This is a genomic window from Cryobacterium glaciale, assembly GCF_004402535.1.
GTDB lineage: Bacteria > Actinomycetota > Actinomycetes > Actinomycetales > Microbacteriaceae > Cryobacterium > Cryobacterium glaciale.
The window spans coordinates 72,850-85,965 of sequence record NZ_SOEY01000018.1; the positions used below are offsets into that span (position 1 = coordinate 72,850).

11 protein-coding genes are annotated in these 13,116 nt (G+C 65.4%); 2 read left to right on the forward strand and 9 right to left on the reverse strand.

What is annotated here, in order from left to right:
- Nucleotides 1-34 precede the first annotated feature (34 nt).
- Together E3O06_RS08485 and E3O06_RS08490 are read left to right on the forward strand one after the other, a co-directional pair.
- Nucleotides 35-1,243 (forward strand): MFS transporter, encoded by a 1,209-nt coding sequence (locus E3O06_RS08485; protein ID WP_134502727.1) that lies wholly within the window; start codon nucleotides 35-37, stop codon nucleotides 1,241-1,243.
- 29 nt (nucleotides 1,244-1,272) lie between these two features.
- The gene (locus tag E3O06_RS08490) at nucleotides 1,273-2,088 is read left to right on the forward strand and encodes an aldo/keto reductase (RefSeq protein ID WP_134502729.1); all 816 of its coding nucleotides are present in this window, start codon (nucleotides 1,273-1,275) and stop codon (nucleotides 2,086-2,088) included.
- 79 nt (nucleotides 2,089-2,167) lie between these two features.
- On the opposite strand, the gene E3O06_RS08495 is transcribed toward E3O06_RS08490, so the two are convergent.
- From E3O06_RS08495 to E3O06_RS08535, 9 genes are all read right to left on the reverse strand, one after another.
- Nucleotides 2,168-3,631, reverse strand: coding sequence for a putative Ig domain-containing protein (locus E3O06_RS08495; RefSeq protein ID WP_134502731.1), 1,464 nt, complete (start codon nucleotides 3,629-3,631; stop codon nucleotides 2,168-2,170).
- A 281-nt stretch (nucleotides 3,632-3,912) separates the two neighbouring features.
- Nucleotides 3,913-4,899, reverse strand: coding sequence for an aldo/keto reductase (locus tag E3O06_RS08500; protein WP_134502733.1), 987 nt, complete (start codon nucleotides 4,897-4,899; stop codon nucleotides 3,913-3,915).
- 33 nt (nucleotides 4,900-4,932) lie between these two features.
- Entirely contained in the window at nucleotides 4,933-5,862 is a 930-nt protein-coding gene (locus E3O06_RS08505) for a carbohydrate kinase family protein (protein ID WP_206751368.1), read from the reverse strand.
- Nucleotides 5,863-5,977: 115 nt separating this feature from the next.
- On the reverse strand, nucleotides 5,978-7,282 hold the full coding sequence (locus E3O06_RS08510) for a thymidine phosphorylase (RefSeq protein ID WP_134502737.1): 1,305 nt from the start codon (nucleotides 7,280-7,282) through the stop codon (nucleotides 5,978-5,980).
- A gap of 12 nt (nucleotides 7,283-7,294) precedes the next feature.
- Entirely contained in the window at nucleotides 7,295-7,708 is a 414-nt protein-coding gene (locus tag E3O06_RS08515) for a cytidine deaminase (RefSeq protein WP_134502739.1), read from the reverse strand.
- Nucleotides 7,705-9,003 (reverse strand): ABC transporter permease, encoded by a 1,299-nt coding sequence (locus E3O06_RS08520; protein ID WP_134502741.1) that lies wholly within the window; start codon nucleotides 9,001-9,003, stop codon nucleotides 7,705-7,707. The genes E3O06_RS08515 and E3O06_RS08520 overlap by 4 nt, the downstream gene beginning before the upstream one ends.
- On the reverse strand, nucleotides 9,000-10,277 hold the full coding sequence (locus tag E3O06_RS08525; RefSeq protein WP_241979999.1) for an ABC transporter permease: 1,278 nt from the start codon (nucleotides 10,275-10,277) through the stop codon (nucleotides 9,000-9,002). Before E3O06_RS08525 ends, E3O06_RS08520 begins: the two co-directional genes overlap by 4 nt.
- Complete coding sequence (locus E3O06_RS08530) at nucleotides 10,274-11,794, reverse strand: ABC transporter ATP-binding protein (protein WP_134502743.1); 1,521 nt, start codon at nucleotides 11,792-11,794, stop codon at nucleotides 10,274-10,276. The genes E3O06_RS08525 and E3O06_RS08530 overlap by 4 nt, the downstream gene beginning before the upstream one ends.
- 97 nt (nucleotides 11,795-11,891) lie before the next feature.
- On the reverse strand, nucleotides 11,892-12,998 hold the full coding sequence (locus tag E3O06_RS08535; RefSeq protein ID WP_134502744.1) for a BMP family lipoprotein: 1,107 nt from the start codon (nucleotides 12,996-12,998) through the stop codon (nucleotides 11,892-11,894).
- Nucleotides 12,999-13,116: the final 118 nt, after the last annotated feature.

Consider the following 13,116-nt stretch of genomic DNA (forward strand, 5'->3'; position numbering starts at 1 on the left):
GCCCGCACCCGCCCGACCCTAGACTGAAATCATTGTGAAAAGTTACTGGACCCTGCTGCGCACGCCCGGCGTATCCCGCCTGATCGGCGCGCAGCTGACGGCGAGATTTCCCTTCGGAATGCTTTCGCTCGCCTTTCTCATTCACATCGAGCAGATCTTTGATTCCTACGGCGCGGCCGGGCTGGTGCTCGGTGCCATGAGTATCGGCCAGGCCATCGCCGGTCCGCTCACCAGCCGGCTGATGGGACGGCTCGGAATGCGCCCGGTGATCATCGCGACCATGTTCATCTGCGCCGTGTCGATCATCGTGATGGCGCTGGTTCCGCTGTCGGTCGTGAGTCTCATGCTCATCGGATTCGTCGCCGGCCTGTCCACCCCGCCGATCCAGCCGGCCGTGCGCACCATCTATCCCAAGATCGTGAACTCGCGCCAGCTGACCCCGTTGTTCTCGCTCGACGCGTCGGCGCAGGAGATCATCTGGGTGCTCGGCCCGGTGATCGCGACCTTTGTGGCGCTGCAGGTGTCGACGACCGCGGGCATCCTGCTCGCCGCGTTCTTTCTGGTCGCCGGCGGAATCTGGTTCGTCTCGCTGCCCGAAGTCGGCCGGGTGCGCATCCCGCGCAGTCGCCGCAAGCTCGGCGTCGTGCTCAAGAAGCCCGAAGTGTTGCTCAGCACCATCGTCGGCTTCACACTCGTCGCCGCCTGCGCCGCCGTCGAGGCCGGAGTGGTCGCGGTGTTCGGCCACGGCAGCGCCGACGCCGGCTGGGTGCTCGGCATCTTCGCTATCGGTTCGCTCATCGGCGGGCTCGCACTCGGCCATGCCCCGATCGGCCCGTGGGCCCTGGCCGCCCGCATGCTCATCGTCACGATCGGGCTCGCCCTGGCGAGTCTGTGGCTCACCTTCTGGTGGCTGTCGCTGGCGCTGCTCCTGGCCGGGGTTGGCATTGCGCCCGCTTTCGCCGTGCTGTTCGGCATCGTCTCGGCGAGCGTGAAGTTCAGCGACACCGCCGAGGCCTACGGCTGGGTCGGCACCGGCCAGCTGATCGGCGCCGCGATGGGCTCCGCCATTGCCGGCTTCTCGATCGACCGCTCCGGTCCGGTCTCGGCCATCTACGTCGCGGCGGGCTTTGCCGCCCTCGGCTGCATCATCCCAGCGCTCGGCCGCCGCTGGCACCCCGACCTGCGCGGCCGTGACATCAGCCCCATCCCCGACACCGAGCCGATCCAAATTCAGGTTTCGTAGGCCAAATCCAGGTCTCGTAGCATGGTGTGATGACTTCCCTCACGCTCAACGACGGCCACCTGATTCCCCAGCTCGGTCTCGGGGTCTACAAAATAGCGGATGCCCTCGCCGCCGACACCGTGCAGGTCGCGCTGGACGCCGGGTACCGTCACGTCGACACCGCCGCGCTCTATGAGAACGAGGTCGGCGTCGGTCAGGGACTCGCCCGCTCGAGTGTGCCGCGCGAGGACGTGTTCGTGACGACCAAGGTGTGGAATGACCGCCACGGCTATGACGAAACGTTGAAAGCATTCGACGAGAGCCTGGCCAAACTCGGCCTCGACTACGTCGACCTGTATTTGATCCACTGGCCGGCGCCGCAGCAGAACCGCTACGTGGAGACCTGGCAGGCCCTCGAAGCGCTCCGAGCCACCGGCCGTGCCCGCTCGATCGGCGTCTCCAACTTTCACCCGTACCACCTGGACCGGCTGCTGAATGAGACCGATATCGTGCCAGTGCTCAATCAGGTGGAGTTGCACCCGTGGCTGCCGCAAGCAGGCGTGCGTGCGTATGACGCGGCCCACGGCATCCGTACCGAAGCGTGGTCACCCCTGGCCCGCGGGCGCGCGATCGCCAACCCGACGCTCGATGCGATCGGCGGCCGCCACGGCAAATCAGCCGCGCAGATCGTGATCGCCTGGCACCTCGCGCTCGGCAACATCGTCATTCCCAAGTCGGTCACCCCGGCGCGCATTCGCGCCAATATCGACGTGTTCGACATTGTGCTCGACGACGACGACCTCGCGGCTATCGCCGCGCTCGAAACCGGCGAGCGCACCGGCAAAGACCCGGACGACCTCGACTGAGCGGCCGCGGGTCGAGCCCGGTCCCGCAGGAGGTGCTGCCCGCACGCAGAGAGCGTGCCGGACATACCGGACTTCGACGCTATGCGGGCAGGACCCTGATCGTGAACGTCCTACGTGCAGTCGCGCCGGTATTGTCCTTGACCTCTACGGTAAAGGTGAACGTCCCGGCCCTCGTCGGTGTGCCGGTGACTCTGGCCTCCGGCCTGTTCTCCAGGGTGTTTCCAATGAAGCGTGTTCCGTCCGGAACATTTCCGGAGGCAAGTTTGAACTTGAACGTCGAGGGGCCGGGGGGATCGCTGCAGACGATATAACCCAAATACGCCTGTCCCACCGTGGCATCAGGCATCTGTGCCGGAGTGAGAAAGGCGAGTTGCTCGGAGGCTGCCACCGAGGCTGAAGCGCTGACGGACGAGGCGGACGTATTCCCGGCCGCGTCGAAAGCGGCCACCGTGTAGGTGTAGCTGCCAACGGCGAGGCCGGAGTCGATGAAACTCGCCGAATCCGTCGTAGCCAGGAAGGTGCCGTTACGGTTGACCCGGTAACCGGCCACTCCGGTGTCGTCCGTACTGACTCCCCAGCTCAGGCTGACCGTAGATCCGACAACGGTAGTCACCAGATTCGTCGGAATCGAGGGAGCGGTGGTATCCGTGACAGGCGGTTCTGGCACCGTCACCGATGCGCTGTTGCTGGCCGCAGAAACATTGCCCGCACCGTCCACCGCAGCCACCGAATAGGTGTATGTTCCCGGGCTGCGGTTGCTGTCGTTGTAGACGCTGTTAAGTACGGTGGTGATCACGACGCCGTTGCGGGTAACCCGGTACCCGGTAACGCCCACATTGTCCGTGCTGGCGGTCCAGCCAAGATCCGCGGTGGTGCCGGAAAGTGTCGCCGTCAAGTTGGCGGGCACACTGGGAGCGGTGGCGTCGGTCGTCGGTGCAGAGACGGTCACTGAAGCACTATTGCTCGCACCCGAGGCATTCCCGGCAGCGTCGAAAGCGGCCACAGTGTAGATGTAGGTACCTGCCGTCAGGCCTGAATCGGAAAAGGATGTACCGGTGACAGCGCCCGCAAGTAGGGTTCCGCTTCGGGTAACGCGATAGCCGGTCACGCCGATATTGTCGCTGCTGGCTGTCCAAGCGAGATTGGCCGTAGCGCCGGAGAGCGCTGCGGTGAGGTTGGTAGGTGTGCCTGGCGCGCTCGTGTCCACCGTCGGCGGCTGCGTCACGGCGCACCCGGACAGAGTCCTCGTGGTCACTGCCGTAGAACCGTCCCGCAAGTCCACCGTGCAGTCTGCGGGCGCTGCATACGGGTCACGCTCGATGCGGAACTTACCCGCGCTGTCGCTGCGGCCCATCACTACGTTATCCACACTGATGTCGCGGGAAGCAAGGGCGGTCCCCTCGATCCGCAGAGCTGAACCACCGACCTCCGCCCGAGAAACGGATACGGCAGCTTGCGCCGGCGGTGCGATGATCACGGCGGGCAGCACGGCAGCCGCCAGAATAGCCGCGAAAATCACTAGTTTTCTCTTTGGCATAATCATGTCCTCATTTTGAGGTTGCGATGTTGCGATGGAGGATACCGTTCCTGGTCTTTTTAGCGACGGCATCCCTGATGCACGAGACCATGCGTACCGCAGCCGGTATCGACCCTGGAGACACGCAGTGAACAAAACCCGTACGAGGAAACGTACTCCGTTCATAGTGAATTGCAAGGTCTGGTCATCACGGATGGTGGCGGCATCTCGGCGGCTGTCGACAGGAGCAAGACCCGGACGAACCGGATCGATCGGCCGATCCGAGCTTCGACCGGGGCCCGTCAGACTTACCAGCGCGGGTGAATCTGCTCCCGCAGGAGCCGGTCATAGATGTCCTGAACGCCCTCGTTGAAGGCGAGGTCGAGCGGTTCGGCTACGCCGGCGGTCGCGTTTCCCTGCGCCTGGGCGACCGAGCGGGCTCCCGGAATGACGGCGCTTACCCCGTCGATCTGGGCTACCCAGGCCAGGGCGGCCTGGGCTGGCGTGAGGCCGACCGGGGCCAGGGCCGCAAACTCCGTGGCGGCCTGCAGGCCCACCTCGAAGTCGACGCCGGAGAAGGTCTCCCCGACGTCGAAGTGGCTGCCGTCCCGGTTGAAGTTGCGGTGGTCGCTCTCGGCGAAGACCGTGTCGGCGGTGTATTTGCCGGTCAGCAGCCCGCTGGCCAGCGGAACCCGGGCGATGATGCCCACCCCGGCGGCGCGTGCGGCCGGCAGTACCTCGTCGAGCGGCTTGAGGCGAAAAGCGTTCAGGATGATCTGCACCGTGGCGATTCCCGGGTGGCTGATCGCGGCGAGGGCCTGGTCGCAGGTCTCGACGCTCACCCCGTAATTGGCGATGACGCCCTCGTCGACGAGGATGTCGAGCGCGTCGTAGACCTCGCCGGAGTCGAACACCACGCTCGGCGGGCAGTGCAGCTGCACCAGGTCGAGGGTGTCCATGCCGAGGTTGGCCCTGGACCGATCGGTCCACTCGCGAAAGTTGGCGAGAACGAAGTTCTCCGGCACCTGTTGCGCGCGACGACCCATCTTCGTGGCGACCGTGATCTCCGCGCCCGGGGCATCATTCGCGAGAAAATTCCCGATCAGCCGCTCGCTGCGGCCGTCACCATAGACATCCGCTGTGTCAAAAAAGGTGATGCCGGCATCAGCGGATGCAGCCAGCACGCCGGTCGCGTCAGCGTCAGAAACAGCGCCCCAATCGGCGCCCAACTGCCATGTGCCCAGGCCGATCACGGAAACAGTGCGGCCGGTTCGTCCGAGGGTGCGCTTGTGCATATCCCCAGCTTAGGCATCGCAGGGTCGAAAGTCTCAGGTCGGGCGACCCCCGACGATGGTGACGGCGCGCGCCGCGAGGCGTGCACCGGCATTCGCCGCCGCCGCGATCGACGCGCCCTCGAGCCACGCTGTGACGAAGCCAGCGCCGAAGGCGTCCCCGGCCCCCGTCGTGTCCGCCCGCTCGACGCGCGCAACAGGAATCATAACCGGAGGTTGGCCGGCGACAGCCACGACTGAGCCCTTGGCACCCATGGTCACGGCCACGACCCCAAAGCTTTTGGCCAGTCGCGTCGCAACGTCGAACGGATCGTCAAGTCCCGTGAGGGCGCGCCCCTCGGGGAGGTTGGGTAACAGAACGGATGCCCCCGCCACCGCCCGCAGAAAATTCGCGACTCCGAAATCCGCCAGGACGCGCGCCGACCCCGGGTCGACGACAACGGGAACGCAGCGCTCGCGGCACCTTCTCATGAGGTGTTGAAAGGAGTCGATGGTGCCCTCCGGGTCGTGCTGTCCCGAGAAAACGGTGTACCCGGTGAAGTACAGCGCGGCAGCACCGTCGAGAAGGGAGTCTGGAACGTCATGCGGAGTCAGGACCCGGTTCGCACCGCGTTCGGTCAGCACGGTACGGGAGTCGTTGTCATCGACAATGACAATGATGGTGCCCGTTGGCCGGGTCGCGTCAGGGGTGAGGTGCGCTCGCACACCGAACTCAGCGAGGAAGCCCGCATGGTAGTCACGGTCGATGGCACCGACCCTGCCGATGAAGTCGACCGCGACACCGGCGCTTCCGAACCAGGCCGACACGTTGGCCGCTGCGCCACCCGGAAGCTGCCGAATCGACGACGGAGTGTTGGTATCGCCCTCAGGCGTCCGGTGCGGTCGCACCATGATGTCGTCGATGACGTCGCCGAACACAACAACGCGTGGGGCGAACTGCGCGGAGTCCACCGCAGGGTGCGTCAACGCGGCACCCGTTCGAGCAGCGCCTGAAAAACCTCATCTTGCGACATCATTCCCCCTCGAATGTTGCTGATCGGCCCGACGGGCCGTCTACCCCCCAGAAAACCACACCCTGAGCCTAGCGACATCCGACCCGCTCCGCGATCAAAGGTCCACCATTCAGCACGGGCTCCCCCTGGTCGCCGATGCGCCAGGCGCCCGCAACGGCCTCGAGCGCGCGCGCGAACCGCTCGGGCTCGTCGGCGCTCAGGGTGAACAGCGGCTGACCCTGCACGACGGTGTCGCCGGGCTTGGCGTGCAGGTCGATGCCGGCGGCATGCTGCACCGGATCCTGTTTGCGCGCCCGGCCAGCGCCGAGCCGCCAGGCGCCGACGCCGAACGGCAGCGCCTGCTGTTCGACCAGCACGCCGCTGCGCTCGGCGAGCACCACGTGGGTTTCGCGCGCGACCGGCAGCGCGGCATCCGGGTCGCCGCCCTGCGCCCGAATCACTGCACGCCACTTGTCCATGGCCCGGCCGTCGGTGAGCGCGGCGCTAACGTCGACGCCGGTGATGCCGGCGAGGGCGAGCATCTCCTCGGCCAGCGCCACGGTGAGCTCGACCACGTCGGATGGACCGCCGCCGGCGAGTACCTCGACCGACTCGCGCACCTCGTTGGCATTGCCGATGGCAAAGCCCAGCGGCACGTTCATGTTGGTCAGCAAAGCGGATGTCGCCACCCCGGCATCCTCGCCCAGCTCCACCATCGTGCGGGCCAGTTCCCGCGACCGCTCGATGTCCTTCAGGAAGGCTCCGGAGCCGAACTTCACGTCGAGCACGAGCGCGCTCGTGCCCTCGGCGATCTTCTTCGACATGATCGACGACGCGATCAGCGGGATCGCCTCGACCGTGCCGGTGATGTCGCGCAGGGCGTAGAGTTTGCCGTCGGCCGGGGCCAGGCCACTGCCGGCCGCGCAGACCACACCGCCGATCTCCTGCAGCTGCTTGAGCATCTCGGCGTTGGTCAGGTTGGCGCGCCAGCCCGGAATCGACTCGAGCTTGTCGAGGGTGCCACCGGTGTGGCCGAGGCCGCGGCCGGAGAGCTGCGGCACCGCCGCGCCGAACACAGCGACGAGGGGCATGAGCGGGAGGGTGATCTTGTCGCCGACGCCACCGGTGGAATGCTTGTCGGTGGTCGGCTTGCCGAGCCCAGCAAAGCTCATGCGTTCGCCGCTGGCCAGCATCGCCATCGTCAGGGAGCGAATCTCGCTGCGGGTCATGCCGTTCAGAAAGATCGCCATGGTCATGGCGGCCATCTGCTCGTCGCCGACATACCCACGCGTGTAGGCGTCGATCAGCCAGTTGATTTGCGGCTCACTGAGCTCGCCGCGGTCGCGCTTGGTGTGGATCAGGTCGACGGCGTCAAACGCTTCGATGGTGGTCACGGTCGACACTCCCTAGCTGGTGGCGCGGTACTCGGCGAGCTGGCGCGGCCCGAACGCATCCGGCAGCACCTCGTCGATGGTTTTGACACCCGACACGGTTTCGAGCAGCATGCCCGGCGCGGAGTGTTCGTAGAGCAGCTGCCGGCACCGGCCGCACGGCATGAGGATGCCGCCATTCCCGTCGACACAGGTGAACGCAACGAGCCGGCCACCGCCGCTGCGGTGCAACGCGGAGACCAGGCCGCACTCGGCGCAGAGGGTGAGGCCGTAGGAGGCATTCTCCACGTTGCATCCGCTGACCACCCGCCCGTCATCGACGAGGGCCGCGACGCCGACGGGAAACTTGGAGTACGGCACGTAGGCCGTCTTCATGGCGGCGAGGGCCTGCGCGCGCAGGGCGGCCCAGTCGACAGCGAAACCGCTCATTTGATGTACGGCTTTCCGTCGGCGGCGGGTGCCCGCGAGCGGCCGACGAACCCGGCAACGGCGAAGATCGTCACGACGTAGGGCAGCATGAGCATGAATTCGCTCGGTACCGGCGAGCCGATGATGCCCAGCACGTTCTGGAGGTTGGTCGCGAAGCCGAACAGCAGGGCCGCGAGGGTGGCCTTGATCGGATGCCACTGGCCGAAGATCACCGCGGCGAGGGCGATGAAGCCCATGCCGTTGGTCATCTCCTTGTTGAACGCGCCAACGGCACCGAGGGTGAAGTACGCCCCGCCGAATCCGGAGATGACGCCGCCGAGGGTGACGGCGACGAATCGGGTGCGGTTGACGTTGATTCCGACCGTGTCGGCGGCTTGCGGATGCTCACCGACGGCCCGAACGCGCAGGCCCCACTTGGTACGAAACAGGCCGAAAAACACCAGGGCAACGGCGACGTACATGACGTAGACGATGATGGTCTGGCGAAACAGCACCGGACCGATGATCGGGATTTCGCTGAGCAGCGGAATGTTCAGCCGCGGAAAGACGTCCGGTGAGTTGAGGTTGGCGCTCGGAGCGAGCACCTGCGAGTAGAGAAAGCTCGTCAAGCCGATCACGAGCACGTTCAGCACGACACCAACGATGACCTGATCGACGAGGTACTTGAGCGCGAAGGCGGCCAGCACCATCGACACGAGCGCCCCGGCCACCATGGCCGCGAGCAGGCCGAGGTAGGGGTTGCCCGTGGCTGAGGCCACGACCGCGGAGCTGAAGGCTCCGGCCAGGAGCTGCGCCTCGATCGCCACGTTCACGACGCCGGCCCGCTCAGACAGCACACCGCCGAGGGCGCCGAAGATGAGCGGGGCACTCAGGGTGACCGTGCCGATCAACAGTCCGGGTACCGGAATGGTCGAGCCGGACGCAGCCCAGGCCAGAAAGCCGACCAGAAACAGCAGGGCGAACACAATGGTCAGCAGGATCGGGATCTTGCGGTGGCGATAGACCAGCCAGGCAGACGCCGCAGCCAGGAGAACGAGCACGATGGCGACGAACACGCCCGTCACGAAGGTCGGCAGGGCAACCTCGGGCAGCTGGATCAGGTCGCGCCCTTCCGATAGACGGAAGGTGCTGAGCTCACCGCGCTGGCCACGTCCGAGCCCGACGAACAGGAGCAGCGACAGCACCGCGAAGCCGCCGAACGTGATCGGGATCTTCCAGCTGCGAACCTGCGCCGTCGGCTTGACGATCGGGGCCGACGATGGCAGCGGAGCGGAATTTTGCGTGATCGTGCTCATTTCGCCACCACCTCGTTGGTCTTGCGAATTCTGGGTTTCTTGGTGGTGCCGGGTGTCGGCAGGTGGAACATGGCCCGCACCAGCGGCGGCGCCGCGATGAACAGCACGATGAGTGCCTGAACGACCACGACGATGTCGATCGGCACACCTTCGGCGGCCTGCATGGCGAAGCCACCGGCTTTGAAGGCACCGAAGAGGACGCCGGCTGCGAAGATGCCCCACGGCTTCGACCGCCCGAGCAGGGCGACGGTGATGGCGTCGAAGCCGATGCCGGCATCGATGCCGGAACTGAACCCGGTGGTGAGGGTACCCAGCACCTGGTTGACGCCGGCCAGACCGACGAGAGCACCCGAGATAGCCATGGCATACAGGTACACGTTTTTCACGTTGATACCGGCCACCCGGGCCGCGTTCGGGTTCTGCCCGACGGCGCGAAACTGAAAGCCGAGATTAGAGCGGCTGAGCAGCCACCAGACGAAAATCGTGGCCGCGATGACCGTGAGAAAACCGGCGTGCAGGTTGTACCGCGGGCCGAACAGGTCGGGGAACACCGCCGTGGGCAGCATAGGCGGTGTCTTCGGGTTGTTGCTGCCCGGCGCCTGCAGGGCGCCGGGCGTGCGCAGCAGAAACTGAATGAGGTAGAGCGCTACGAAGTTGAGCATGATCGTGACGATCACCTCGTGGGCTCCGGTGCGGGCCTTGAGCAGCCCGACGACTCCGCCCCAGATGGCACCGCCGAGCAGCCCGGCCAGTACGGCCACAATCAAGTGGATGCCGGCCGGCAGTTCGACCGCGAAGGCAACGTAGCCAGCGGCCCCGGCGGCGATGAGCATCTGCCCGCGGCCTCCGATGTTGAACATGCCAACTCGGAAGGCGAGTCCGACCCCGAGGCCGGCCGCGATCAGCGGCGTCGCGAAGGTGAGGGTTTCGGTCAGCGGACGAATAGCGGTGAGAAAATTGTTGGCGCGAAAGTTGTAGATCGCACCCTGGAAGAGTGCCGAATAGGCGCCCGAGACGGCGTCCCAGACAGCCCGGAGCAGGTCCGTCGGCCGAGAAAAGAAATACCCGGCCGTCTCCTGCACGCCTTCGTTCGTGAACGCGATCAGAATGGCGCCGACCACGAGCGCGACCAAGACGGCCAGAAGCGAAATCATGGCGCTGCCGCCGGTGATGTCGCGCAGGGTCTGGTTCCAGCGCTCCGACCCGTCCTTCGTGGCTGGACCGGAAGCCGGACGTGCCGGGGCCGGTGCTGCCGGTGGCGTGGCGTCGCTCACAGTGCGGCCTCCGCTGCCGGGGCGTGTTCGCCGGCCATCATCAGGCCGAGCGTGGCCCGGGGGGTGTTGCCGGGAACGATGCCCACGATTTCTCCTCGATACATCACCGCGATGCGGTCGGCGAGCGCGACGACCTCGTCGAGCTCGGTGGAAACGACAATGACCGGAATGCCGGAGTCCCGGGTTTCAATGATGCGGGTGTGCACGAACTCGATCGAGCCGACGTCGAGCCCGCGGGTCGGCTGCGCTGCCACGAACAGGCGCAGGTCACGGCTGAGTTCGCGAGCCAGGACCACCTTCTGCTGGTTGCCACCGGAGAGTCGGCCGGCTTCCATCTCGCTGCCCTGCGAGCGAATATCGAACTCGGTGATCTTCTCCGCGGCGAATTTGGCCCGGAAGGCCAGCTGCAGGTTGCCGGCCTTCACGAACGGTGCCCCAGAGCTGCGGTCGAGCATGAGGTTCTCGGCGATGTTGAAGTCGGCGATGAGGCCGTCTTCGGTGCGGTCCTCTGGCACGAATCCGACTCCGGAGTCGAGAATGTGCCGCACGCTGTAGCCGCGCAGCGGTTTGCCGTCGAGCTCGATCGACCCGGTGACGTGCTGCTGCAGGCCGAGCAACGCTTCGGTGAGTTCGGTCTGGCCGTTGCCCTGCACACCGGCGATGGCCAGCACCTCGCCGGCCTGCACGTCGAAGCTGACGTTGTTGACGACGATCTGGTTGCGCACATCGATCACCGAGAGGTTTTTCACCGACAGTGCGGTACCACGCAACTCGGGGGCGTTCTTGTGCACCGTCAGTTCAACGGCGCGGCCGACCATGAGCGAGGCCAACTCCGCGTTCGTCGCGGTCGGTGACGCTTCGCCGACGACGGTTCCCAAACGGATGACGGTGATGCGGTCCGCAACGGCGCGCACCTCCCGCAGTTTGTGCGTGATGAAAACGATCGAGGTACCGGAAGCCGCGAGCTGACGCATGATCGTCATGAGCTCGTCGGTCTCCTGCGGAGTGAGCACGGCGGTGGGTTCGTCGAACACCAGCACCTTCGCATCCTGCGACAGCGCCTTGATGATCTCCACCCGCTGCTGCACACCAACCGGCAGGTCTTCGATGAGGGCGTCGGGGTCGATATCGAAACCGAACCGGTCGGAGATCTCCCGCACTTTGGCGCGGGCAGCACTGAGATCGAGACGGCCGCCGAAAGTGGTCTGTTCGTGGCCGAGCACGACATTCTCCGCAACGGTGAACACGGGAACGAGCATGAAGTGCTGGTGCACCATGCCGATGCCCGCGTTCATGGCGTCGCCCGGACCAGCGAACTTCTGCACCCTGTCGTCGAGCAGGATTTCGCCCTCTTCGGCGACGTACAGGCCGTACAACACGTTCATCAGGGTTGACTTGCCAGCGCCGTTCTCTCCCAGGAGGGCGTGAATCTCACCAGACTCGACGGTGAGGGAGATGTTGTTGTTGGCGACCAGCGCACCGAAGCGCTTGGTAATTCCGCGAAGTTCGAGCTTCATTGATCCTGAATTCCTGAGTCGAGCACGACGGGGGAAAAGTGTGGGGAAATGAAATGGGGAGGCCGACAATCCGGCCTCCCCAGGTCACTACAGCGTATTACTGCTTCGGTGATGAAGGCGATTCGACCGTGATCGAACCGTCGATGATGCCGGCCTTGATGGCGTCGAGTTCGTCGCCCAGGGTCGAGGGGACCTTGGATTCGAAGTCGTGGAACGACGCAATGCCCACGCCGTCGTTGTCGAGAGTGCCGACATACGGGGTGGCGTCAAAGGAGTCTTCACCAGCGCCGGAAACGACGTCGGACACGCTGACCTTGATGCCCTTGAGGATGCTCGTGAGGAACAGGCTCTTGTTGGTCGCGTCGGTCTCGTAGAGGTCAGCGTCAACGCCCACCATGGCGATGTCCTTGCCCGAGCTCTTGATCGCTTCGATCGCGCTCAGGAAAATCGGTCCGCCCACGGGCAGTAGCACGTCAGCGTTCTGGTCGATGAGCCCTTGCGCGTTGGCGAGCGATTCGACGCCGGCGGCGAAACCACCCGTGAACGACCCGGTCTGCGAGGCGACATCCCAGCCCAGCGACTTGACATCGGTGCCGTTCTGCTCGTTGTAATACGCGACGCCGTCAGCGAAGCCGTCCATGAAGATGGTGACGGTCGGGAATTGCATTCCGCCGTAGGTGCCGACGACGCCGGTCTTGCTGTAGCCGGCAGCCGCGTAGCCGGCCAGGAAGGCGGCCGGGGCGGTGTCGAAGATGATCGGCTTGATGTTCGGGGCGTCGACCGCGCCATCGAAGTCGAGGTCGGCATCGTTGTCGATGATGGCGAAGTTCACTTCGGGGTTCGCCAGTGCCGATTCGACTGTCGCGGCCGCAAGGTTGAACCCGACGGTCACGATGAGGCTGCAGCCCTGGTCGACGAGGTTCTGCACATTGGACTGGTAGTCGGTTTCGGAAGTTGATTCCACCGTGATCGGATCGACGCCAAGGGCCTCTGACGCCTCGGTGAGCCCCTCGAAGCCGAGCTGATTGAAGGACTTGTCGTCGAATCCACCAGCATCCGAGACCATGCAGGGCAGGAAGTCGCTCGCGGCGGCGGAGTTGGTGTCATCGGTCGTGGCGGGCGCCTGGGCACAGGCCGCGAGCATCGCCACGGTACCGAACATTGCAAGACCGGCAAGTACGGTCTTACGGGTCGAAATTGTCAAGAGGACCTCCAGGGTGCTGCCCAGCGAGATCGCGAGGGCGTGGTGCGATCCACGTTACCGAATGTGCGGCTGCGCAGATGAGCAATGTGGGTGCGCGACCGAGTCGTTACCAAGCCGC

Coding starts and splice junctions, on each gene's coding strand:
- E3O06_RS08515 (WP_134502739.1), bottom strand. CDS start 7,708: ATGAGCGGTTTCGCTGTCGACTGGGCCGCCCTGCGCGCGCAGGCCCTC.
- E3O06_RS08490 (WP_134502729.1), top strand. CDS start 1,273: ATGACTTCCCTCACGCTCAACGACGGCCACCTGATTCCCCAGCTCGGT.
- E3O06_RS08500 (WP_134502733.1), bottom strand. CDS start 4,899: ATGCACAAGCGCACCCTCGGACGAACCGGCCGCACTGTTTCCGTGATC.
- E3O06_RS08530 (WP_134502743.1), bottom strand. CDS start 11,794: ATGAAGCTCGAACTTCGCGGAATTACCAAGCGCTTCGGTGCGCTGGTC.
- E3O06_RS08495 (WP_134502731.1), bottom strand. CDS start 3,631: ATGATTATGCCAAAGAGAAAACTAGTGATTTTCGCGGCTATTCTGGCG.
- E3O06_RS08520 (WP_134502741.1), bottom strand. CDS start 9,003: ATGAGCACGATCACGCAAAATTCCGCTCCGCTGCCATCGTCGGCCCCG.